Raw genomic sequence first — 21,662 nt, forward strand, 5'->3', positions numbered from 1 at the left:
GCGTGGTGCCCCCCTTCATTGCCGAGCCCAGCGATTTTTCGAAGATGTTGGCCAGACCACCCTGCTGGTTGCCGGGGCCCACCACGCCGTTGAACTGACCGTTGTGGCCGCGGGTGTAGTTCTCCCACCAGGCGAGCCGATCGAGCAGCTTCTGCCCGACTTCCGGCGACACCGCGCGGCGCGTGAGCATCGTTTCCACGCCGTGGATCTCCGGCGTTTCCGACAGGATGGCCGTACCGCCGTGGCGCACCAGCAGGTCCATCGCCGCGCCGAGCGCCGGGTTGGCGGTAATGCCCGAGAAACCATCGGAGCCGCCGCATTCGAGGCCGATCTTGAGATGGCTGGCCGAAACCGGGCGGCGCACGATGTCATTGGCCGCCGGCAGCATGTTCTGGATGGCGGTGATGCCCGCCTCGATGGTGGCGCGCGTGCCGCCGGTGTCTTGCATCACGAGCGTGTGCATCAGCTTGCCGGTTTCCAGGCCCTGGCTCGCCATCAAATCCGCCACCTGGTTGCGCTCGCAGCCCAGGCCGACGATCAGCACACCCGCCAGGTTCGGATGCCGCGCATAGCCCGCCAGCGTGCGGCGCAGCACATCGAAATGCTCCGACGGCGACGACATCCCGCAGCCGCTCGTCTGCGCAAACGCCACCACGCCATCCACATTGGGAAACGGCGCGAGGCGCTCCGGCGTAAACCACGCCGCGATGTTCTTGATGACGGTGGACGAGCAATTGACCGACGCCAGGATGCCGATGAAGTTGCGCGTGGCCACACGGCCGTCGGGTCGCACGATGCCATTGAACGTAGCGCGCTGCGCCTCCGGGATGTAATCGACCGGACGCACATCGAGGCCGAAGCCGGGGTCGCGTGCGTAGTCGATCAGCTCCACGTTGTGCGTGTGAACGTGCTCGCCCGCCTCGATGTCGCGGGCGGCGCGCCCGATGATCGTGTCGTACTTGCGGATGGCTTCGCCCTGGGTGATCCGCCGCGCGGCGATCTTGTGGCCGGCCGGCACCTGCGCGCGCAGGCGCACCGTCGTGCCGTTGATCGACAGGTTAGCCCCGAGCGACAGCCCTTCGCGCGCAATCAGCACGTTGTCTGCCGCGTTCAGCTGAATCAGCGGCCCAGCATACGCTGGGGTTGCCTGCAACATCCTTTGCTCCTCCGGGCTGTCTTCTGGTGCAGCCGTCGTCTGTCATGAGTTTTGATGTTACCGGTTTATGTAACCGGTAACATTGGCGCAATCGTAGTCGGGTTTTGCGATAATTGCTAGCCCCTTTTTTCCCTGTGTTTCCCTAATCGGCCCATCGATCACGTGACCAAGTCCACGACCGTGTCCCTCGTAGAAACCGCGCCCGCAGCCGCACGCCGTGCGCGCAAGAACACCGGGCGCGTCACATTGAGCGACCTTGCCAAGCTGGTGGGTGTGACCAAGGTGACGGTGTCCCGTGCGCTGAACACGCCGGAACTGGTGTCGGGCGACACGCTGCAGCGCGTGCGCGAAGCGGTGCGGCAGACCGGCTATACGCCGGACCTCGTGGCCGGCTCACTGGCATCCAACCGCAGCCGGCTGATCGTCGCGCTCATCCCGACGATTGCGGGCAGCGTGTTTCAGGAAACGGTCGCGGCGCTGACCACCGAGCTGGCTGCGGCAGGCTATCAATTGCTGATCGGCCAGAGCGGCTATGACGAATCACGCGAAGATGCACTGCTCGACGCGATCGTCGGACGGCGCCCCGCGGGCATCGTGCTGACGGGCGTGGTGCACTCCGCCAGCGTGCGGCAAAAGCTGCAGGCGGCCGGCGTGCCGGTGGTGGAAACCTGGGATATCACGCGCAACCCGCTGGACATGCTGGTGGGTTTCTCGCATCAGAAGGTCGGCCAGGCGGCGGCGCGCTATCTGAAGCAGCGCGGCGCAAAGCACCCCGCCGTCATCACGCCGAGCGACCGCCGCGCGCAGGCCCGCGCGCAAGCCTTCGTAAAGACGTTCGGCTCAGAAGCCCACATTCCCGTGATGGCCGCCGAATCGCCCGCCAACCTGGGCGACGGGCGGCGCGCACTGGGCACATTGCTCGCGCAGCATCCGGACACCGATGCCATCTTCTGCGGTGCCGACATCCTGGCGCTCGGCGTGCTGATGGAGGCCCAACATCGCGGCATTGCCGTGCCCGGGCAACTCCGCGTGGTCGGCTACGGCGACCAGGTGTTCGCCAAGGACACGACGCCCGCACTCACCACCATCCGCATCGACGGTACAGGCATCGGCAAGCTGGCAGCGACGTTGCTGATCGACCGCATCGAACACGGCGACGAAGAACGCCGCACGGTGGATGTGGGTTTCACGCTCGTTGAGCGCGACAGCGCGTAGCGCTCAGGCGGCCACCACGTCCGCATCGAGCGGAAACACGGGCCGCTGCACCTTGGCAAACGGGAAGCGCGCGTAGTCCGAACTCGTTACGCCGCCGCCGTCGCACTCCACTACGGCCCTGGCAATGGGCACGAACACGGGCCGGCAATACATGCGCGACTTCAACAGCACGAAGCGCGCGGCATGTGGGTCTACGCCGATGTGCGTGAAGATGCCGAGGTCCCAATGCTCCTGCGGCGTCTCGGTGACGACGATCTGCGCCGCGCCGATGTCGAGCAGCGCCGTTCGCCCCATGCGGATGCGCTGGCCGGTATAGGTCGGCCCCGTGATGGTGTATTCGCCGTCGCTGATGGCGACAACCTTGCCCGTCAGCGCGCGCGGCACGGGGTAGATGCCGAGCTGCACGAGCGGCACCTTGTCGCCCACCGGCAGCGTGACCGTGGCACCCTCGCCCGCCTCGATCATCGCCGCGACGGCTTCCGGGTCGCACACCGGCCCGACAGCGATGCCGCTCAAGCCTTGCCGCAACGCTTCGTGCAGGACGTGCATGTCGTCGCACGTGCCGCCCGACATGCAGTTGTCGCCGTGGTCGAGCAGCAGCACGGGGCCGCTGCCCGGGGCATCGGCCAACTTGGCCGCACGCGCGATCGATTCGGTCAACGGTTCAGAGCGGTAGACGAACCCTTCGCGATCAGCCCAGATGGCATCGGCAATGCGTTGCGCCGCAGCGTCGGCGGCATGTTTGTCGCCGTTGCCGACCACCACGACGGAAAGGCACGGGGCGGCAATGTCCGCCAGCCCGAATCCGGCCAGGACCGACACGGCGAGCATGCCGTCGTTCTCGGCCTGTTTGGCGAGCGCCACAGCGCGGTGCATCGCGCCTTCGTCGGTGCGGCTGCGCAGGGTGTGCGTGACCATCGGCAGGCGGCGCCACGCGAGCACGGGATTCGCGCGGCCGGCCAGCTTGTCGAACAGCAGGCGGCCGGCGTGCTCGCCGGTTTCGTACATGTCAACGTGCGGATACGTCTTGAAACTGACTGCGATGTCGGCCAAGTCGATGAACTTCTGCGTGAGATTGCCGTGCAAGTCGAGCGCGACGGCAATCGGCACGTCGGGCACCACCGCACGCAGGCGTTCGAGCAGATCGCCTTCGCCGTCGTCGCTGTTCTCCGCGACCATCGCGCCGTGCAGGTCGAGCAACAGCGCATCGCAGCCCGGCGCCGCCGCGACGATGGCGTCGCACAACGTGGTGTACGCCTCGGCAGCGACGCGTCCGCTGGGGTTCGCTCCGGCCACGACGGGCACAACGATTTCCGCGCCTGCCGCCTCTGCCAGATCGATGAACGCACCGGCCGCCGTGCGCGTGCCCTTGGCGGCGCGGTACGCGTCGGCGCCGTAGTGCGGATGGAACGATGCCAGCGGCGTTGGCACCGGCGAGAACGTATTCGTCTCGTGATTGAAGCGGGCGATCAGGATGCGCATGAGCGGTCGGGTGATGGTGTCAAACGCGGCCAGCGGCCTGCAGCATCGCGTGCAGCAGCACATTGGCCCCGGCTTCCAGATGTTCGGGGCGGGCGTCTTCGATCTCGTTGTGGCTGATGCCGTCCTTGCAGGGCACGAAGATCATCGCGGTGGGGGCCACACGCGCCAGGTAGACCGCGTCATGGCCTGCGCCGCTGATCACGTCCATCTCCGACAACCCGAGCTGCCGCGCGCCGCTGCGCACCGCGTTCACCAACGTGGCGTCAAACGGCTGCGGCGGGAAGTAGACGACTTGGCGCAATGCGATGTCGATGCCGCTGCGTGTGCGCAACTCTGCCACTGCGTCATGCAGCGCCGCGTCCATGTCGGACAACATCGCGTCGTCGGCCGCGCGGAAGTCGATCGTCATCGATACCTGGCCCGGAATCACGTTGCGCGAATCCGGATGCACGCTCAGGCAGCCCACCGTGGCCCGTGCATGGGGCGGGCGCTCCAGCGCGATGCGGTTGGCAATGCCGACGAGTTCTGCGGCGGGCAGCAACGCATCGCGGCGCAGCTCCATCGGCGTGGGGCCGGCGTGCGCTTCCATGCCGGTCAAGACCACGTCGTACCAGCGCTGGCCGAGCGCGCCCGTCACCACGCCGATGGTCGTGGCGTGCGCCTCCAGCACCGGCCCTTGTTCGATATGCGCTTCGAAGTAGGCGCCGACGGCTCGGCCTCCAACAGGCTCACTCCCCGCGTAGCCGATACTGCGCAGCGCCTCGCCCACGGCCACGCCGTCGCGGTCCTGCGCGGCCAGCACGGCGTCCAGCGCAAACTCGCCGATGAACGCGCCGGAGCCCATCATCACCGGCACGAAGCGCGAACCTTCTTCGTTGGTCCACACGGCCACTTCGATGGGCGCTTCCGTTTCGATGCCCGCATCGTTGAGCGCGCGCACAACCTCGATGCCGGCGAACACGCCGTAGTTGCCGTCGAACTTGCCGCCGGTCGGCTGCGTGTCGATGTGGCTGCCGGTCATGACGGGCGGCAGCGCGTTGTTGCGCCCCGGCCGGCGCGCGAAGAGGTTGCCGATGGCGTCGACGCGCACGGTGCAGCCCGCGGCTTCGGCCTGTGCAACGAAGAAATCGCGGCCTTGCCGGTCGAGATCGGTCAGTGCGAGGCGCCGCACGCCGCCCTTGGGCGTGGCGCCGATGCGCGCCTGCTGCATGAGCGTGTCCCACAGGCGTGCGCCGTTGATGCGCAAGGTGGTGTCGAGTTGGGTGGTCGTCATGATGTGTACGTTTAAGCGGCCAGGCCGACGCCAAGGTAGCGGTCCTTGATGGCGTCGTCGGCGCGGAAGGCTTCGTTGGTGCCGGTGTAGACCACGCGGCCCTGTTCGATGATCACGTGGCGATCGGCGAGTTGCGTGCAGACTTCGAGGTTCTGTTCGACGAGCAGGATGGACACGCCCGCCTGCTTGATGACCTTCAGCTGCGCAACGATCTCTTCCACGATGACGGGCGCCAGACCTTCGACCGGCTCGTCGAGCATCAGCAGGCGCGGGTGGTTCATCAGCGCGCGCCCGATGGCGAGCATCTGCTGCTCGCCGCCGGAGAGATTCGCGCCGCCGTTGCGCCGCCGCTCATGCAGGCGCGGGAAGATGCGGTAGATGTCGGCCAGCTGCCACGGAGAATCCCGCCGTGCGCCGAGCTTCAGGTTCTCTTCCACGGTCAGCAGCTTGAAGATGCCGCGATGCTCAGGCACCAGGCACAAGCCCTGCGCGGCAATGCGATGCGGTGGTTGCCCGGCAATGTCGCGGCCGCGAAAACGCACGTGCCCACCGCGCGGCGTGACGACGCCGGCAATCGTTTTGAGCGTGGTCGACTTGCCCGCGCCATTGCGGCCGAGCAGCGTCACCAGTTCACCCTCGCCCACCGTGAGCGCCACGCCCTGCAGCACGTGGCTCTTGCCGTAATAGCCGTGGAGGTCTGCAACGTCGAGAATCGCCGTCGTCGTCATTTCTTGCCTCCCGTGATCATGTTGCCGAGATAGGCGGCGCGCACGCGCGGGTCCGCCCGCACGGCATCGGGCGTGCCCTCCATCAGCACCTTGCCCTGCTGCATGACGGTGATCGTGTCGGAGATGTCCATCACGATGTCCATGTTGTGTTCGATCAGCACGACCGTGTGGTCCTGCGCCAGGCCGCGGATGAGCGCCTTCATGGCGGGCAGGTCGTCCACGCCCATGCCGGAGGTCGGCTCGTCGAGAAAGATCGCGCGCGGGTTGGCGGCCAGCGCCATGCCGACTTCCAGCCGCCGCTGCTGGCCGTGCGAAAGCGCGGCCGCCGGCGTGTCGGCCAGGCGCGGCAACTCAAGTCGATCGAGCACGCGGTCGACCGTATCGGTGCAAGCCAGATCGCCCTGCGGCAGGCGCCAGCCGTGCATGGCGCGACGCGGCGTGGTGCCGAGTGCGGCCAGGCGCAGGTTCTCGCGCACCGACAGACTCGGGAACAGGCTCGTCACCTGGAACGAACGCGCGATGCCGCGCTGTACGCGCTGGTAGTCGGCTTCACGCGTCACGTCGTGGCCATCGAAGACGATGGTGCCGCTGGTGATCATGCGCGTGCCCGTGAGCATGTGGAACAGCGTGGTCTTGCCGGCGCCGTTGGGCCCGATGACGGAGTGGACCGTGCCGGGCATCACACGCAAGTCAACGCCGCCCAGTGCCGTGAACTTGCCGTACTGCTTGACGATGCCGGTGGCCTGGAGGATGGGCGTGGTGGTCATGCGCGCTCCTCCTGCACCGCCGGTGCGTGTCGCGGCGCGCGCAGGCGCTGCCACAGCTTCTGCCCGAGCCCGAACAGCCCGCGCTGCATGAACAGGCTCACCGCAATCAAGAGGAAGCCCAGCAGCATCAGCCAGCGCGGCCACAGGCTCGAGAGCCAGTCCGACAGCAACACATAGAACGCTGCGCCCAACACCGAGGCAAACACGTTGCCCGTGCCGCCGATGACGGTCATCACCAGAATCATCTCGCTGACGTGGTAGTCGATATTGGCCAGCGGCGCGATGCCCGTGAGCATGGCGTGCAGGGCGCCCGCCAGCCCCGTCACCGCACCGGAGATGACAAACGCGAGCAGCTTGAAGGCGCGCACGTTGTAGCCGACGGCGAGCGCACGTTCTTCGTTGTCGCGAATGGCCAGCAGCGTGCGACCAAACACCGATTCCGTCACACGCTGCACGAGGAAAAACACGAGGAGGAACAGCGCCGCGACAAACGCGTAGAACGCCCACGGCGACGCCGCAAACGCCGGACGCGGAATGTCCAGCAGGCCGTTGTCTCCGCCTGTGAGCGACGGCGTGGTGTAGGCCAGGAAATAGAACATCTGCGAGAAAGCCAGCGTCAGCATGACGAAGTACGTGCCGCGCTGGCGGATGGCAAACCAGCCGACCACCGCCGCCACGACCGCGCCCACCACCACGGCCAGGACAAGCGCCACCGGCATCGGCATCGGCAGCGCCAGTTGTGTGAGGCCAATGCCGGCGGCATAGCTGCCGAGCCCGAAGAAGATGCCTTGCCCGAACGACAGCAGCCCCGTGTAGCCGAGCAGCAGGTTGCAGGCCATCACGGCCATCGCGTAGACGAGCACTTCGGTGGCCAACGTGCCCGACCTCAGCACCAGCGGCAGCAGCAACGTCACGCCCAGCGCCAGCCACCAGAAGCGGTGTCGCGAAATTCCATGGAATGCGGCTTGCATCATCCCCTCCCCAGCAGGCCGTGCGGGCGCAGCAGCAGCACGGCCGCCATCGCCACGTAGATCATCAGCCGCGCGCCCTCGGGCCACAGCGTGCTCATCAGGCTCTGCACGATGCCGACCAGCAGGCCGCCGACCAGCGCCCCCGCAAAGCTGCCCATGCCGCCCACCACCACAACCACGAAGGCGACGCCGAGGGCCTCTACGCCCATGAAGGGTTCCGCGCCCCGAATGGGCGCAGCCAGCACACCGGCCACCGCTGCGGTTGCCGCGCCCAGTGCAAACATCAAGCTGAACAGGCGGAACACGTTGATGCCGAGCAGCGAGACCATCTCGGTCGATTCACTGCCCGCACGCACCGCGCTGCCCAGGCGCGTGCCCTCCAGCAGCCACCACAGCGCGAGCGCCAGCACGGCCGTAAAGCCGATGACGAACAGGCGGTATTTCGGGTAGACGAAATCGCCCCACATCACCACGCCCTGCAAGGCATCGGGCGCCGGCACATCCACGCCCAGCGGCCCCCACGCCACGATGATCAATTCCTGCACGACCAGGGCCAGACCCACCGTGACGAGGATGTGGAATTCGTGCGCCTGCGCGTAGACGTGGCGCAGCAGCACTTTCTCCGTCACCCACGCCAGCGCGCCGATGACAACGGGCGCAAGCACCAACGCCAGCCAGAAATCCATGCCCATCTGCAGGGCCTGGAAGCAGAGATACGCGCCCAGCGCATAAAACGCGCCGTGGGCGAAATTGACGAAGCGCAACAGCCCGAAGATGATCGACAGCCCCACCGCCAGCAGGAAGTAGAGCATGCCGATCCCCACGCCGTTGACGACCTGGAGCAGGTAGACGTTCATTGCGTTGACCGAAATGGCACTCAGGAAGACAAGCGCCCGTGCTTCAGCAACTGAAGCCGGGCGTGCGGCAGATCAGACCCTCAGGCCAGCTTGCACTGCGTCTGCTCGACCGGCAGGAACGCCTTGCCGACGGCGACCACTTCGGCGAAGTCGTCCTTGTCCTTCATGCGGTTCTTGGGCTTGCCCTTGAGCAGGTAGTAGTTCTTGAGCACCTGGTGGTCGGCCGCGCGAATTTCTTCGGGGCCCGTCAGGCCGTCGTACTTCATGCCCTGCAGCGCGGCAATCACGGCCTTCGGATCGGCGCTGCCGGCCTTGGCCATCGCGTCGAGCAGGATCTTGGTGCAGGTGTACGAGCCTGCCAGGCTGTAGTTCGGGTTGGTCTTGAACGCGGCCTGTGTGCGCTTGACCAGATCGCGGTTGGCGGGCGTATCGACGTCGTGCCAGTACTGCGCGCCGAAGTACACGCCGTCGCACAGGTCGGCGCCGAGCGATTCGAACTGCTCCAGGCCAGACGCCCACGCCACCAGGATCGTCGTGTTCTTCTTCATGCCGAAGCTCACCGCCTGGCGCAGCGTGTCGGACGATTGCGAGCCGAAGTTCAGGATCAGCAGCACGTCGGGCTTGGCGGCCATTGCGTTGGTCAGGTAGCCGCTGAATTCCTTTTCGGTGAGCGCGTGATAGCTGTTGCCCACATGCTCGATGCCCTTTTCCTTGAAGATGTTCTTGGCCGCCGACAGCAACCCGTCGCCAAACACGTATTGCGGCGTGATGGTGTACCAGCGCTTGGCCTTGGGCATCGATTCGACCAGCGGGCGCACGGTACGCTCGATGGCGCCGTATGTGGGCACCGACCAGCGGAAGGTCGCGCGGTTGCAGTCCTTGCCGGTAATTTCATCGGCACCCGCGGTCGTGATGAACACCCCGCCGAACTTCTCCGCCTCCTTGCCCATCGCCAGCGATTCGGACGACAGGATGCCGCCCGCGAAGTAACGCGCATTCTTCTGCTGCGCAAGTTCCTGCACCTTGCGCACGGCCGTGGCCGGCTTGCCTTCGGTGTCGAGCACGCTATATGCCAGCGGCCGGCCCAGCACCTTGCCGTATTGCTCCACGGCGAGCTTCATGCCGAGGTCGGCGAACTTGCCGTTGGCGGCGAACGGGCCGGACATCGGCACCGGACAGCCCAGTTCGATGGGGTCGGCAGCCCACGCAGAACGGGCCTGCAGCAGCGACGCGGGCACGGCGGACAACGCCGCCAGTTTGAGCAAATCTCGACGATTCAAAGCGCACTCCTTGGGTTCGTGTGGATACAGAACAGCGCTCGGAGCCACCACCGGCGGCAGCTTCCTCCTAGCCTTGACCGGCGAGGTTTTCGCCGACCATCACGTCGAGCAAGAACCAGACCAGTTTCTTATATTTGTTATGATAAATAGGCGAAATCATCATAGAAGCCGCCTCCACGCCGCGTCAACGACGACGAGGTCGGTGTTTACGCCAAGGTGTGTGCGATGGAGGTGCCGGGCGACGATGCGGATACGCGGTGCGTGCGCACGATCGAAGGGCATGCATGCACCACGTCGGGCAGGCCGTGCAGCACAGCCCGGCAGTTAGAATGCGCGCAACAAGGAACGGACATTCATGGCCACACTCGGACCAGGCAAGACGGCGTCGATCGGCATCCGCAAGCAGAAGCGCGCCGACCTCGTTGCAGAAGAACTGAAGCGGCTCATCACGCAGCGCAACCTCAAGCCCGGCGACAAGCTGCCGCAGGAGGTCAAGCTGCAGGAGACCTTCGGGGTCAGCAAGGGGACCATCCGCGAGGCACTCAAGTCATTGGAGGTGCAAGGCCTGGTGAGTGTGAGCACGGGGCCCGCGGGCGGCGGCACCATCGTCGAGGTGCCGTTGGACCGCACGTTCCAGCTCATGCAGAACTATCTGTTTTTCAAGGACATCGGCATTGCGGACGTCTACACCGTGCGGTGTCTGCTTGAGCCTGAACTGGCTGCAGGCGCAGTACCGCATCTGACCGAAGACGATTTCCGGGCGCTCGAGCACACCATCGACCTGTGCGACCCGGCTTCCGCCAAGGCCGCTGCGCCGCTCGACCAGCGTCAGGAAGATCTGAGCTTTCACGACATCCTGGCTGCGGCCAATCCCAACCCGATGCTGCGGTTCTGCTGCGAGCTGATCAACGAGATGATCCGGCAGCTTGTGGTGTTCGGCAACGAAACCTCGCCGAAGGACCACGCGAAGTTCGGCGCATCCAACGTGAAGTTCCACCGGCAGATTCTCGATGCGGCCCGCGCGCGCGACGCCGACACCGTGCGTGCACTCATGAGTACGCACATGGACGACTGCACGCATCACGTGACGCGCATGAAGGGCCGCGTGCACGGCCGCCTCGTGCTGGACTCCGAGATGCCGCGCCGCCATCGGCCGCTGATCGACGAACACGACCACAGCGACGGCAGCGGCCACAGCGAAGACGACGCGTGACGGCTCAGTAAGTCTTGTAGGGCAGGAACTTGCCGCTCATGACGATGCGCACGCGATCGCCCTTCGGGTCGGGCTCGCGGGTGAGGTCCATGTTGAAATCGATGGCGCTCATGATGCCGTCGCCAAACTCTTCGTGGATCAGCGCCTTGAATGTCGTGCCGTACACGCTGATGAGTTCGTAGAAGCGATAGATCAGCGGGTCGGTCGGCACGGCCGTCGGGAGCGAGCCTTTGTACGGCGGCACCTGCAGCAGCGCGACGGCCTCTTCCGGCAATTCCAATGCCGCGCCCACGGCCTTGGCCTGTGCTTCAGTCAACGTCATCTGGCCGAGCAGCGCAGCGGTGCTCCACTCCTTGCTATGGCCGATCACCTCGGCCAACTGGACCCAGCTCAACTGCTTCCTGATCTTCTGCAGGACGATCATTTCGGTCACATCTTCGCGTTGCATATCGGCACCTCCAATGGGTTGAGGAAACGGCGCGCAACATCAGCAAGGTCGATGCCATGTACGAAGCCCGGTGACCCGGGCGGGGCTCGCTCGGGCGGCACCGATTTTTGCGCCGCAACATCGGGCCGCGCGATCCACGGCACAGCGTCCAACGCCACCCGAACTAGGGCAAACCCCGAGATTGACAGCGCTGTCAATTGTGGCCATTCTTGCGTCCGTCGGCCCGCCACACTATTCAGAAGAGAACGCTGACACCGCTGTCACGCATGACAGCCGGTCCAATATCAGGAGACAGTCCATGGAGCTTGAAGCCGCACGTCCGGCCGCACGTCGTCAATCCCGCAACACGCGCTTTGGTCAACGCGTCGGCGCGTCGGCCATTGCAGCCGCCGTACTCGCGCTGGGCGCAGGCAGTGCCCACGCGTATGACATCACCACCAGCCCGTATCTGACCGGCGACTGGGGCGGCCTGCGCACCCGTCTGGCCGAACAGGGCGTGACCTTCAACCTCGGCTACGGCAGCGAAGTTGCGCACAACTTCAGCGGCGGTACCGAACATCTCACGCGCTACACCGATCAATGGGTCATCGGTACGGCGCTGGACCTGCAGAAACTTGTCGGCTGGCAGGGCGCCACGTTCCAGGCCACCGTCACCGACCGCAACGGCCGCAACCTCGGCAGCGATGCGAACATCGGCAACAACATGCTGATCCAGGAAGTCTATGGCCGCGGCCAGACCTGGCACCTGACGCAGTTCTGGCTGAACCAGAAGCTGCTCAACGACCGCCTGGAAATCAAGGCCGGCCGCGTGACGGTGGGTGAAGACTTCTTCTCGTTCTCGTGCGATTTCCAGAACCTGACGTTCTGCGGCTCGCAACCGGGCAACCTGGTGGGCGGCTACTGGGTGAACTGGCCGACCAGCCAGTGGGGCGCACGCGCCAAGGTGCACACCTCGGCCGAAACCTATGCGCAGATCGGCGTGTACCAGGTCAACCCGAACTACGTGGATGACGGCTGGGCCCGCCGCAACGGCTGGAAGCTGAACAACCCCGGCGGCACCACCGGCGCGCTGATTCCGCTGGAATTCGGCTGGATGCCCACCATCGAGGGCCGCCCGGGCACGTACCGCGCAGGCGTCTGGTACAACACCTCGAACGGCAAAGACCTGTACGAAGACGTGAACGGCAACGCCCGCGGCATCACCGGCCTGGACGCCAAGCAGCGCAACGGCCAGTACGGCGTCTACCTGAACCTGCAGCAGCAGATCACGGGTGCACCCGACGGACGCGGCGCCACGGTGTTCCTGAACTTCTCGCAGGCCGATCGCAACACCGCGCAGACCGATCATCAGATCTCGGTGGGCGTGCAGTACAAGGGGCCGTTCGATCGCCTGTCCGACACGGTGGGCTTTGCCGTGGGTGCTACGCACAATAACGGCCGCTACGCCGACTTTGTCCGTCAGACAAATGCCCGCACCGGCGCCAATACCGTGGTGGGTGACGGTTACGAATACGTGAGCGAGCTGTATTACAGCTGGTCGCCGGTGAAGTCTGTGTACTTCCGTCCTAATCTGCAGTACATCCTTCATCCGGGCGGCACTTCGCAAAACAAGAATGCCTTCGTCGTCGGCCTGAAGACCGGCGTCACGTTCTAAGCACGCACTTGCGCACAATAGGAGACCTTTCATGATTTCCCGCGTACTGAATACCCTCGCCGCTGCGGCGGTCCTGACCTTCGCCGCCACCTCGGCCCACGCCAGCAAGGAAGCGCCGGTGATCGGCTTCTCGATCGACGACCTGCGCGTGGAGCGCTGGACGCACGACCGCGACTACTTTGTCGAATCGGCCAAGAAACTGGGCGCGACCGTCAACGTGCAGTCGGCCAACGCCAACGAAGCCAAGCAGATCGCCCAGATCGAAAACCTGATCGCCCAGAACGTCGACGTGCTCGTGATCGTGCCGTTCAACTCCAAGGTGCTGGGCAACGCCATCGCCAGCGCCAAGAAGAAGGGCATCAAGGTGGTGTCGTATGACCGCCTGATCCTGAACGCCGACATCGACGGCTACGTGACCTTTGACAACGTGAAGGTGGGCGAGCTGCAGGCGCAGGGCGTGGTCAAGCTCGCGCCGAAGGGCAACTATTTCCTGCTGGGCGGCGCCGCGACCGACAACAACGCACGCCTGCTGCGCGAAGGCCAGATGAAGGTGCTCAAGCCGTACGTCGACAAGGGCGACATCAAGATCGTCGGCGAGCAGTGGACGCCGGAGTGGGACCCCTCCAAGGCGCAGAACATTGTTGAAAACGCGCTGACCGCGAACAACAACAACATCCAGGGCATCGTTGCCTCCAACGACGGCACGGCCGGCGGCGCGATCCAGGCGCTGGCACGCCAGAAGCTGGCGGGCAAGGTGCCGGTGTCGGGCCAGGACGCTGACTTGGCCGCCGTGAAGCGCGTGGCCGAAGGCACGCAGGCCATGACGGTGTACAAGCCGATCAAGCAGATCGCCGCCACCGCAGCCGAGATGGCCGTCGACCTCGTGAAGGGCACGACGCCGAAGTTCAACACCAAGCTGAACAACGGCAAGAAGGACGTCGACACCGTGCTGCTGACCCCGACGCTGCTGACCAAGGACAACCTGGACAGCACCGTCGTCAAGGATGGCTTCTATACGCATCAGCAGATCTTCGGCAAGTAAGCCGCCGATGCAGTGGTCAGTCGTAGTCAGTAGGAGAACGCCATGAGCAGTAACGGCACCCTGTTCGAAATGCGCAACATCGTGAAATCGTTCTCGGGTGTGCGCGCGCTCGACGGCGTCAGCCTGGCAGTGAAGCCGGGCGAGTGCGTCGGTTTGTGCGGGGAGAACGGCGCCGGGAAATCGACCCTCATGAAGGTGCTGTCGGGGGTCTACCCCTACGGCACGTTCGAAGGCGAGATCCTGTGGGAAGGTGAGCCGCTGCACGCACATTCCGTGCGCGACAGCGAGCGCGCCGGCATCGTCATCATCCATCAGGAGTTGATGCTGGTGCAGCAGCTCTCCGTCACGGAGAACATCTTCCTCGGCAACGAGATCACCAAGCCGGGGGGCCGCATGGACTACGACGCCATGCACGCCAAGGCAGAAGAACTCCTCGCCCGCCTGCGCCTGACCGATGTGAACGTGGCCGCGCCCGTGATGAACTACGGCAGCGGCCACCAGCAGCTCTTCGAGATTGCCAAGGCGCTGGCCAAAAACGCGCGCCTGCTGATCCTGGACGAACCGACCTCGTCGCTGTCCGCCAAGGAAATCGAGGTGCTGCTGTCCATCATCGACGACCTCAAGCGCAGCGGCGTGGCGTGCGTCTACATTTCGCACAAGCTTGATGAGGTCAAGCGCGTGTGCGACACCGTCACCGTCATCCGCGACGGCAAGCACATCGGCACGCGCCCCGCCGCCGACATGACCATCGACAACATCATCACGATGATGGTCGGCCGCGAAATGACATCGCTGTTCCCGAAGGTGGAACACACCGTGGGCGAAGTGGTGATGGAAGCGCGCAACGTCACCTGCTGGGATGTCACCAACCCCAACCGCAAGCGCACCGACAACGTGAGTTTTGCCGTGCGCCGCGGCGAGATTCTCGGCATTGCCGGCCTGGTCGGCGCGGGGCGTACGGAGATGGTGTCCGCGCTGTTTGGCGCCTACCCCGGCCGCTCCACCGCCGAGATCATCATGGAGGGCAAGCCGGTCAAGGTCGGCTCGCCGGCGGAAGCGATTGCCAACGGCATCTGCCTCGTCCCGGAAGACCGCAAGCGCCACGGCATCGTCCCGCTGATGGCCGTGGGCGAAAACATCACGCTGGCCACGCTGGCCCAGTACGCGCGCGGTTTGCGTGTCGACAAGGGCGCCGAACTGACCACCGTCGACCGCGAAATCAAGCGCCTGCGCATCAAGACGGCCAGCCCGGCGCTGTCGATTGCCAGCCTTTCCGGCGGCAACCAGCAGAAGGCCGTGGTCACGAAGATGGTGCTGGCGATGCCGAAGGTGCTCATCCTCGATGAGCCCACGCGCGGCGTGGATGTCGGCTCCAAGTACGACATCTACAAGATGATTGCCGACCTGGCCGCCAGCGGCGTGGCGATCATCATGGTCTCTTCCGAGATGCCGGAAATCCTTGGCATGAGCGATCGTGTCCTGGTCATCGGCGAGGGCCAATTGCGCGGCGACTTCGTCAATCAAGGCCTGACCCAGGAGCGCATCCTGGCTGCTGCAATCAACGCTGAACCCGGCCGCCAAGCGGCTTGAATTGCCATGTCCAATATCCTGCAATCCCAACTCGCCCGCCAAAGCGGCGGCAACGGCGGCCCGCGCCTGGACGGCCGTGCCATCCAGCAACTGTTCGTGCGCTACAAGGTGCTGGCGCTGCTGCTGGCCGTGGCGCTCATCTGGGTCTTCTTCTACTTCCAGACCAGCGGCACGTTCCTCAAGCCCAACAGCATCTCCAACCTGTTCCTGCAGATGTCGGTCACGGGCATGCTGGCCTGCGGCATGGTGTTCGTCATCATCGCGGGGGAGATCGATCTTTCGGTCGGCTCGCTGCTTGGCCTGCTGGGCGGCCTAGTCGCCATCCTGACCGTCAACCTCGGGTGGAACACCTGGCTGGCCGTGGGCACGGTGCTTGTGGCGGGCGCGGCCATCGGCGTGGTCAACGGCTTCATCACGACCAAGCTGCGGGTGCCGTCGTTCATCGTCGGCCTGGGCGGCATGCTGGCCTTCCGCGGCTTGCTGCAGTGGAGCACCGACAGCGTGACGATCGCCCCGGTGCCCGATGACCTCGGCAACCTTGCGCAGAGCTTCGTGCCGGCATGGCTGTCGTGGTCGCTCGCCGCCGTCATCGTTGCCGGTTCCGTTGTGCTGACCGTGCTGCGCCGTCGCGAGCGTGCCCGCCTGTCGCTCTCGCTCACGCCGATGTGGGCTGACGCGCTGAAGCTGCTGGCGATCGCCGCCGCATCGTTTGGCTTTGTCGCGGTGCTCAACGACGCCAGCGGCGTGCCGCTGCCGGTGCTGATTCTGCTGGTGCTTCTGGCCATCTTCTCGTACGTCGCAACGCAAACCGTCTTCGGCCGTCACGTCTATGCCGTGGGCGGCAACATGGAAGCCACGCGCCTGTCCGGCGTGAACGTCGGCCGCGTCAAACTGTTCGTGTTCGTGCTGATGGGCCTGATGTGCGCCTTCGCGGGCATCATCACCACCGCGCGTTCCGCGGCGGGTTCGCCCTCGGCAGGTGTGGGCGGCGAGCTGGATGCCATCTCGGCCTGCTTCATCGGCGGCACGTCGATGCGAGGCGGTTCGGGCACCGTCTACGGCGCACTGATCGGCGCGCTTGTCATGGCCAGCCTCGACAACGGCATGCAGCAGATGAACGTCGACGCCTCGTGGCAGATGATCGTCAAGGGCGTGGTGCTGGTGGTCGCGGTGCTGATCGACGTGCTGTCGGGCTCCAATCGCGGCTGACGACAGCAGAGCCCTCATCACTCAGGGCCCGCCCGGGCCCCCTTCCTGATCTGGAACGATACGGCGGCGCGCGACGGTGTAGCAGCGCCAGCCGCCGGTCGCCCCTTCCTTTTTCTCATCCCGAACAGAATCCGACATCGTGGCTGACTACCAAACCCCTGCTCGCGTTCTTGTGACCGGCGTCGCCGGCAACCTGGGCCGCAAGGTCGTCGAGGCACTGGCCTCCGCCCCGTGGTGCACGTCCATCATCGGCGTCGACTGGGTTGAACAGAACGTCGAGTTCTCCCCGCAAGCGGCCCAACGTTTCCAATGGGTCAAGGCCGACCTCACGCAAGCCGATGGCGCATGGACGGAGCTGCTCGGCAACGTCGATGCGGTCATCCACCTGGCCGCCATCCACTCCACGCCAGACGCAACGTGGGAACAGGCGCTAGCCTCTTACGGCATGACGCTCAACGTGCTGCAGGCCGCGGCTACGCACGGTGTGCGCCGCTTCGTGTTTGCGTCGTCCAACCACGCGATGGGCGCATACAAGGATCAACCCCTGGCCGGCACCATCGGCCCCGGCAAACTCACCGCCGAGCTGCCCCCCGCGCCGGGCACGCGCTGGAATAACGGCACCGAAGACGTCTACTCGCTGGCCTATGGAACCTCCAAGGCAATGGGCGAACGTCTGTGCAACGCCGTAGGCGCCGTCTCGGAGGCCAATGGCGGCAAGCTGTCGATCGTGTCGCTGCGCATCGGCTGGGCGCTGCCCGACGAGAACGACCCCAACGACATCAACTATTCCGGCACCGCCGGCACGCCCGTGCCGACAGAGTTGCCCGACGAAGCCAGCCGCGTCGCACTGCGCTGGTTCCGCAACATGTGGCTCTCGAATGGGGATCTGCGCAGGCTGTTCCTCTGCTCCGTCACGGCCGACCCGGCACGCTGGCCAGCGCCGGCCATCGTCGTGAACGGCGTGTCGAACAACCAGGGAATGGATTGGGGTCTGGAGACTGGGCGCGAGTTGCTGGGGTATGAGCCGCAGGATGATTTGTATGGGTTGATCCGGCAGCCTGTCTAAGTTAACGCACGGGCTCAACGCGCCGGAGCACAAGTCGATTCCCGAATCACCAGCTCATACTGCAAATTCTCGTGCACCGAATGCGGCTTCAGCCCCGGCAGGTGCGGGCGGTGAATCGCGATGAGCTGCTCGACAGCCGCGTGCGCCATTGCCTGGATCGGCTGGCGCACCGTGGTGAGGGCCGGCCAGAGCTGGCGTGAGAGCGGCGTGTCGTCGTAGCCGCAAATGGAAAGTTCTTCGGGCACCTTGATGCCGCGGGCCTGGGCCACCCGCAGCACGCCGGCGGCCATGTCGTCGTTGCCGGCAAAGATGGCGGTCGGGCGCGGCTCGCAGGAGAGCAGCCGCTCAGCGCAGGCGACGCCCGATTCGAACGAATGCTCGCCCTGCTCGACCAGACGTTCGTCGACTTCGATGCCGGCCTGCGCCATCGCATCGCGATAACCGAATACCCGTTGATACGCCGCGCCGTGGGCGGGATCGCACACCACGAAGCCGATGCGTCGGTGGCCGAGCCCGATCAGGTGCAGCGTCATGTCACGCGCGGCGGCGCGGTCTTCGGTGTTGACGGACAACCCCTTGTGCTCGCGATCGGCCGGTGCCAGCCGGACGTAGTCGATACCGGCTTCATCCAGCGCCGTGATCAGCGACGGCACGTCCGACACCGGCGGCGTCAGGATGATGCCGGCCAGGGCACGCTGGCGCGCACTCTGGATGATCTGGTCGGCGAGGTCCGGATCTCGGTAGTTGCACGGCGTGAGCAGCAGGCTGTAATCGAGCGCCTGGCAGGCTTCGAGCGCGCCGTGCTGAATGTTGACGATGTAGTTGTCGGAGGGGTTGTCGTAGACGAGCGCGATGATGTCGGCGCGCTTGCTGGCCAGTCGCCGGGCAGCCGGATTGGGCCGGTAGTCGAGCGCCTGCATCGCCTCGACCACCTTCGCACGCGTCTTCTCGCTGATGTTGGGCTCGTGATTCAGCACGCGCGAGACGGTCTTGATGGACACGCCCGCATGCGCGGCAACATCATCGACAGTGACGGCTCCGGCGTTGCGCTTCATGGTCTGACGATGGTCTGGCGAGAGTGGTTCTGGAACACGGAACGGGCACCATCACGCGCCCGTCAATGTGTTCGATTTTACCGCCAACCCCCACGCGGCGCGGCCGAAAAAAACTAACGGGCGCTCAGTCCCGAACGGCCAATCGGCAACCGGACGATGCCTTGCGCCAGGCTCACGCCCAGCAGGACGAGACCGCCGCCGATCCAGTGATAGCCGTGCACCGTTTCGCCCAGCATCACCGCGGCCATGCCGGCCGTGAAGACCGGCATCAGGTTCATCAACACGGCCGTACGCTCGCTGCCGATGCGCTTGAGCCCTTGCATCCACAGATACGACGCGGCGATCGACGAGGCGATGCCCGCATAGACCACCAGCCCGATGCCCTTGGCCGGCACGACCAAGGTATGCGCCGTCATGGCCAGCGGCACGAGCATCACGACGGCCATCAGCACCTGCACGTACAGGTTGAGCCACTGCCCGAACGGCAGCGCCCAACGGCGATAGAGGATGTTGTAAAGCGCATATGCCGTGGCGCCGGCAAGCACGAGCACGTCGCCGTGGTTGATGCCGCCATCGAACAGGTTGGCCGGCTCTCCGCGCCCAAGCAGATACAGCACGCCGAGGAGCGACACCACCACGCCCGTCACCGCCTGCGCGCCCACAGGCTGACGAAATACCACCACGTTCAGGATCAGGCCCAGCATCGGGACCAGCGCGCCGATCACGCCCATGTTGGTCGCGCTCGTGCTGTGCGCGGCGTAATACGCCAGGCACTGGTACATCACCATGCCCAGCAGCGCGAGCACCGCAAAGGGACGCCACTGCGCCAGCACAGCCCCACGCTGGCGCCACAGCGGTCGCGCGCAGAACGGCGTAAGCACGATGGCCGCCAGCAACCACCGGTAGAACGAAATGGCCGCCGGGTCCACCACACCGGCCGCGGCCTTCGACACGATCGTGTTGGCGGCCCAGATCAGCACCGCCAGCAAGGGATACAGCACAGGCACAGCGGCCTCCTCGAGCACTGGAAGACCGCAGTGTAGTAATGTCCGGTTCAAAACATATACTTCAAACCAGACAACATCCCCCCTCGAACGCGACAACCGTGGCCGACATCCCGTACACCGCCTACCGCGAAGCCGATCTACGGGTGCCCAAGGGCGCTCCGTTCTACTTTCGCTACGACCATTTCGCGCCCGAAACCGATATCGAGCCGCACACGCACCCGTGGGGTCAGATCAACCGCATCAACCTCGGGCTGATGGAGGTGGTGGTCGATGGCCGCCGGCTGACGGCGCCTGCGGAATACGTGATCTGGGTGCCAGCCAACCAGCCGCATTCTGCATCGATCCGGCAGGCGACGGATTTCCTCTCGGTGTACATGGCCGAGCCGCTTGCGCAGCGGCTGCCGCCCATGGCCTGCCTGATTCCGCAAACGCCGCTGGTGCGTGCGCTGTTTGAAGACTTCGCCACGCGCCGCGTCACCGCCATGGCCGACGAATGGGACTTGCGCCAGTTCGAGTTGCTGGTCGAAACGCTGGTGCGCGCCGGCCACGCCGACAGCTACCTGCCCAACAGCACCGACCGCCAGCTGGAGCCCATCCTGCAAGCCATCCGCCTGGACCCGGCCGACACCACCACGCTGCAGCAATGGGCCGAGCGCGTGCACAGCACCGAGCGCACCCTTGCGCGCCGCTTCCAGACCGAACTCGGCATGAGCTTCGTGCAATGGCGCAACCGCGTGCGCCTGCTGCGAGCGCTGGTCTGGCTCAAGGAAGATCGATCGGTGCAGGACATTGCGCTCGCGCTCGGCTACGGAGCACCGTCGGCGTTCATTGCGATGTTCCGCAAGCAGGTCGGGTTCTCGCCGGAGCGCTATCGACGGCAGATGTGCGGCGAGACCGAACGCCCCGCCCTGCACATCACCGATCAGGCCGCAAGGTAAGCGGGCGCTTCGCTCGAAAGCGATTGCTTCACGTTGCGGCCAACGTCATCGACGAGCACCTCGTCGCGGCCGTCCGCCAGTGCGCGCAGCACTTCAGCAACGACCTGCTCAGGCGTCGACTTCGGTGCAGCCACGCCGGCCGTCATGTCGGTATCGATGTAGGCCGGGTGCACGCCCACCACGCGCGTCCCCTGGCTACGCAGCTCGTGCCGCAAGCCATTGGTGAGCGCCCAGGCCGCGGCTTTCGATGCGCTGTAGGCCCCGCTGCCCGGCAGCGCCACCCAGCTCAGCACCGACAGCACGTTCACAACGACGCCTCCGCCGTTGCGCTTGAGCACCGGCGCAAACGCCTGCGTGACAGCCAGCAGGCCCCACACGTTCACGTCGAAGATCTTGTGGATCGCGCCGATGTCGCCGGAGGCAAGCAAGGATGCCGGCTGCATGATGCCTGCGTTATTGATGACCACATCAACGTCCGTCAGCGCTGCTGCGGCGGCGGTGATCGACTCCGCGTCGGTCACGTCGAGGCGCACGGCCTCTACGCCCGGCTGCGTGACGGACTGCGTGTCGCGGGCACCCGCGTAGACCTTGGCCGCACCGGCGGCCAGCAGCGCCTGCGTGAACTGCCGTCCCAAGCCACGATTGGCGCCCGTCACAAGAATGGTCTTGCCTTTGATATCCATGTCGATCTCCATATGTGCATATGCACAG

20 protein-coding genes are annotated in these 21,662 nt (G+C 65.4%); 8 read left to right on the forward strand and 12 right to left on the reverse strand.

What is annotated here, in order from left to right; genetic code table 11:
• The coding region (locus tag FUT88_RS22390; protein WP_147218500.1) for a UxaA family hydrolase at positions 1-1,156 on the reverse strand (1,156 nt) is incomplete at its 3' end.
• A gap of 162 nt (positions 1,157-1,318) precedes the next feature.
• Here FUT88_RS22390 and FUT88_RS22395 point away from each other — a divergent pair.
• Entirely contained in the window at positions 1,319-2,371 is a 1,053-nt protein-coding gene (locus FUT88_RS22395; protein WP_147218502.1) for a LacI family DNA-binding transcriptional regulator, read from the forward strand.
• 3 nt (positions 2,372-2,374) lie between these two features.
• Here FUT88_RS22395 and FUT88_RS22400 read toward each other — a convergent pair whose 3' ends face one another.
• From FUT88_RS22400 to FUT88_RS22430, 7 genes are all read right to left on the reverse strand, one after another.
• On the reverse strand, positions 2,375-3,853 hold the full coding sequence (locus tag FUT88_RS22400) for a M81 family metallopeptidase (RefSeq protein WP_147218504.1): 1,479 nt from the start codon (positions 3,851-3,853) through the stop codon (positions 2,375-2,377).
• 19 nt (positions 3,854-3,872) lie between these two features.
• Positions 3,873-5,126 carry a Zn-dependent hydrolase gene (locus FUT88_RS22405; protein ID WP_102079207.1) on the reverse strand — a complete coding sequence of 418 codons (1,254 nt, stop codon included), beginning with the start codon at positions 5,124-5,126 and terminating at the stop codon, positions 3,873-3,875.
• Between the two features lie 11 nt (positions 5,127-5,137).
• On the reverse strand, positions 5,138-5,854 hold the full coding sequence (locus FUT88_RS22410; protein ID WP_063393855.1) for an ABC transporter ATP-binding protein: 717 nt from the start codon (positions 5,852-5,854) through the stop codon (positions 5,138-5,140).
• Positions 5,851-6,621 carry an ABC transporter ATP-binding protein gene (locus FUT88_RS22415; protein WP_147218506.1) on the reverse strand — a complete coding sequence of 257 codons (771 nt, stop codon included), beginning with the start codon at positions 6,619-6,621 and terminating at the stop codon, positions 5,851-5,853. Before FUT88_RS22415 ends, FUT88_RS22410 begins: the two co-directional genes overlap by 4 nt.
• Positions 6,618-7,592, reverse strand: a complete 975-nt coding sequence (locus tag FUT88_RS22420) for a branched-chain amino acid ABC transporter permease (protein ID WP_147218508.1) — start codon at positions 7,590-7,592, stop codon at positions 6,618-6,620. The genes FUT88_RS22415 and FUT88_RS22420 overlap by 4 nt, the downstream gene beginning before the upstream one ends.
• Positions 7,592-8,449 carry a branched-chain amino acid ABC transporter permease gene (locus FUT88_RS22425; RefSeq protein WP_147218510.1) on the reverse strand — a complete coding sequence of 286 codons (858 nt, stop codon included), beginning with the start codon at positions 8,447-8,449 and terminating at the stop codon, positions 7,592-7,594. Before FUT88_RS22425 ends, FUT88_RS22420 begins: the two co-directional genes overlap by 1 nt.
• Positions 8,450-8,529: 80 nt before the next feature.
• The gene (locus FUT88_RS22430; protein WP_147218512.1) at positions 8,530-9,729 is read right to left on the reverse strand and encodes an ABC transporter substrate-binding protein; all 1,200 of its coding nucleotides are present in this window, start codon (positions 9,727-9,729) and stop codon (positions 8,530-8,532) included.
• A gap of 355 nt (positions 9,730-10,084) precedes the next feature.
• Here FUT88_RS22430 and FUT88_RS22435 point away from each other — a divergent pair, with 355 nt between their 5' ends.
• Positions 10,085-10,942: a FadR/GntR family transcriptional regulator gene (locus tag FUT88_RS22435; protein WP_147218514.1), complete on the forward strand. Its 858-nt coding sequence runs from the start codon at positions 10,085-10,087 to the stop codon at positions 10,940-10,942.
• 4 nt (positions 10,943-10,946) lie between these two features.
• Here the strand turns inward: FUT88_RS22435 and cynS are convergent, their stop codons facing one another.
• A complete protein-coding gene (gene cynS, locus FUT88_RS22440; RefSeq protein WP_147218516.1) occupies positions 10,947-11,390 on the reverse strand; it encodes a cyanase in 444 nt (147 codons plus the stop codon).
• A 298-nt stretch (positions 11,391-11,688) separates the two neighbouring features.
• Between cynS and FUT88_RS22445 the strand changes: the two genes are divergently transcribed.
• The 5 genes from FUT88_RS22445 (at position 11,689) to FUT88_RS22465 (ending at position 17,951) form a co-directional block, all read left to right on the forward strand.
• Entirely contained in the window at positions 11,689-13,044 is a 1,356-nt protein-coding gene (locus FUT88_RS22445; RefSeq protein WP_027679690.1) for a carbohydrate porin, read from the forward strand.
• Between the two features lie 31 nt (positions 13,045-13,075).
• Complete coding sequence (xylF, locus tag FUT88_RS22450) at positions 13,076-14,086, forward strand: D-xylose ABC transporter substrate-binding protein (RefSeq protein WP_147218518.1); 1,011 nt, start codon at positions 13,076-13,078, stop codon at positions 14,084-14,086.
• Positions 14,087-14,128: 42 nt separating this feature from the next.
• Positions 14,129-15,676 carry a xylose ABC transporter ATP-binding protein gene (locus tag FUT88_RS22455; protein ID WP_147218520.1) on the forward strand — a complete coding sequence of 516 codons (1,548 nt, stop codon included), beginning with the start codon at positions 14,129-14,131 and terminating at the stop codon, positions 15,674-15,676.
• A 6-nt stretch (positions 15,677-15,682) separates the two neighbouring features.
• The gene (locus FUT88_RS22460) at positions 15,683-16,885 is read left to right on the forward strand and encodes a sugar ABC transporter permease (protein WP_147218522.1); all 1,203 of its coding nucleotides are present in this window, start codon (positions 15,683-15,685) and stop codon (positions 16,883-16,885) included.
• A gap of 139 nt (positions 16,886-17,024) precedes the next feature.
• Positions 17,025-17,951 (forward strand): NAD-dependent epimerase/dehydratase family protein, encoded by a 927-nt coding sequence (locus FUT88_RS22465; RefSeq protein WP_147218524.1) that lies wholly within the window; start codon positions 17,025-17,027, stop codon positions 17,949-17,951.
• A 14-nt stretch (positions 17,952-17,965) separates the two neighbouring features.
• On the opposite strand, the gene FUT88_RS22470 is transcribed toward FUT88_RS22465, so the two are convergent.
• Together FUT88_RS22470 and FUT88_RS22475 are read right to left on the reverse strand one after the other, a co-directional pair.
• The gene (locus FUT88_RS22470; RefSeq protein WP_147218526.1) at positions 17,966-19,006 is read right to left on the reverse strand and encodes a LacI family DNA-binding transcriptional regulator; all 1,041 of its coding nucleotides are present in this window, start codon (positions 19,004-19,006) and stop codon (positions 17,966-17,968) included.
• Positions 19,007-19,119: 113 nt separating this feature from the next.
• Complete coding sequence (locus FUT88_RS22475) at positions 19,120-20,013, reverse strand: DMT family transporter (protein ID WP_147218528.1); 894 nt, start codon at positions 20,011-20,013, stop codon at positions 19,120-19,122.
• Positions 20,014-20,111: 98 nt separating this feature from the next.
• On the opposite strand from FUT88_RS22475, the gene FUT88_RS22480 reads away from it, so the two are divergent.
• Positions 20,112-20,951: an AraC family transcriptional regulator gene (locus tag FUT88_RS22480; RefSeq protein ID WP_147218530.1), complete on the forward strand. Its 840-nt coding sequence runs from the start codon at positions 20,112-20,114 to the stop codon at positions 20,949-20,951.
• On the opposite strand, the gene FUT88_RS22485 is transcribed toward FUT88_RS22480, so the two are convergent.
• On the reverse strand, positions 20,936-21,634 hold the full coding sequence (locus FUT88_RS22485) for an SDR family oxidoreductase (protein ID WP_147218532.1): 699 nt from the start codon (positions 21,632-21,634) through the stop codon (positions 20,936-20,938). The genes FUT88_RS22480 and FUT88_RS22485 overlap by 16 nt on opposite strands.
• Between the last annotated feature and the right edge of the window lie 28 nt (positions 21,635-21,662).

The sequence above is a fragment of the Ralstonia sp. TCR112 genome (assembly GCF_007997035.1).
Taxonomy (GTDB): Bacteria; Pseudomonadota; Gammaproteobacteria; order Burkholderiales; family Burkholderiaceae; genus Ralstonia; species Ralstonia edaphi.

Excerpts from the sequence above, each read along its gene's own strand:
- FUT88_RS22420 (WP_147218508.1), bottom strand. The coding sequence starts at position 7,592 with ATGCAAGCCGCATTCCATGGAATTTCGCGACACCGCTTCTGGTGGCTG.
- FUT88_RS22460 (WP_147218522.1), top strand. The coding sequence starts at position 15,683 with ATGTCCAATATCCTGCAATCCCAACTCGCCCGCCAAAGCGGCGGCAAC.
- FUT88_RS22435 (WP_147218514.1), top strand. The coding sequence starts at position 10,085 with ATGGCCACACTCGGACCAGGCAAGACGGCGTCGATCGGCATCCGCAAG.
- xylF (WP_147218518.1), top strand. The coding sequence starts at position 13,076 with ATGATTTCCCGCGTACTGAATACCCTCGCCGCTGCGGCGGTCCTGACC.
- FUT88_RS22425 (WP_147218510.1), bottom strand. The coding sequence starts at position 8,449 with ATGAACGTCTACCTGCTCCAGGTCGTCAACGGCGTGGGGATCGGCATG.
- cynS (WP_147218516.1), bottom strand. The coding sequence starts at position 11,390 with ATGCAACGCGAAGATGTGACCGAAATGATCGTCCTGCAGAAGATCAGG.
- FUT88_RS22470 (WP_147218526.1), bottom strand. The coding sequence starts at position 19,006 with ATGAAGCGCAACGCCGGAGCCGTCACTGTCGATGATGTTGCCGCGCAT.
- FUT88_RS22455 (WP_147218520.1), top strand. The coding sequence starts at position 14,129 with ATGAGCAGTAACGGCACCCTGTTCGAAATGCGCAACATCGTGAAATCG.
- FUT88_RS22405 (WP_102079207.1), bottom strand. The coding sequence starts at position 5,126 with ATGACGACCACCCAACTCGACACCACCTTGCGCATCAACGGCGCACGC.
- FUT88_RS22400 (WP_147218504.1), bottom strand. The coding sequence starts at position 3,853 with ATGCGCATCCTGATCGCCCGCTTCAATCACGAGACGAATACGTTCTCG.
- FUT88_RS22410 (WP_063393855.1), bottom strand. The coding sequence starts at position 5,854 with ATGACGACGACGGCGATTCTCGACGTTGCAGACCTCCACGGCTATTAC.
- FUT88_RS22415 (WP_147218506.1), bottom strand. The coding sequence starts at position 6,621 with ATGACCACCACGCCCATCCTCCAGGCCACCGGCATCGTCAAGCAGTAC.
- FUT88_RS22445 (WP_027679690.1), top strand. The coding sequence starts at position 11,689 with ATGGAGCTTGAAGCCGCACGTCCGGCCGCACGTCGTCAATCCCGCAAC.
- FUT88_RS22485 (WP_147218532.1), bottom strand. The coding sequence starts at position 21,634 with ATGGATATCAAAGGCAAGACCATTCTTGTGACGGGCGCCAATCGTGGC.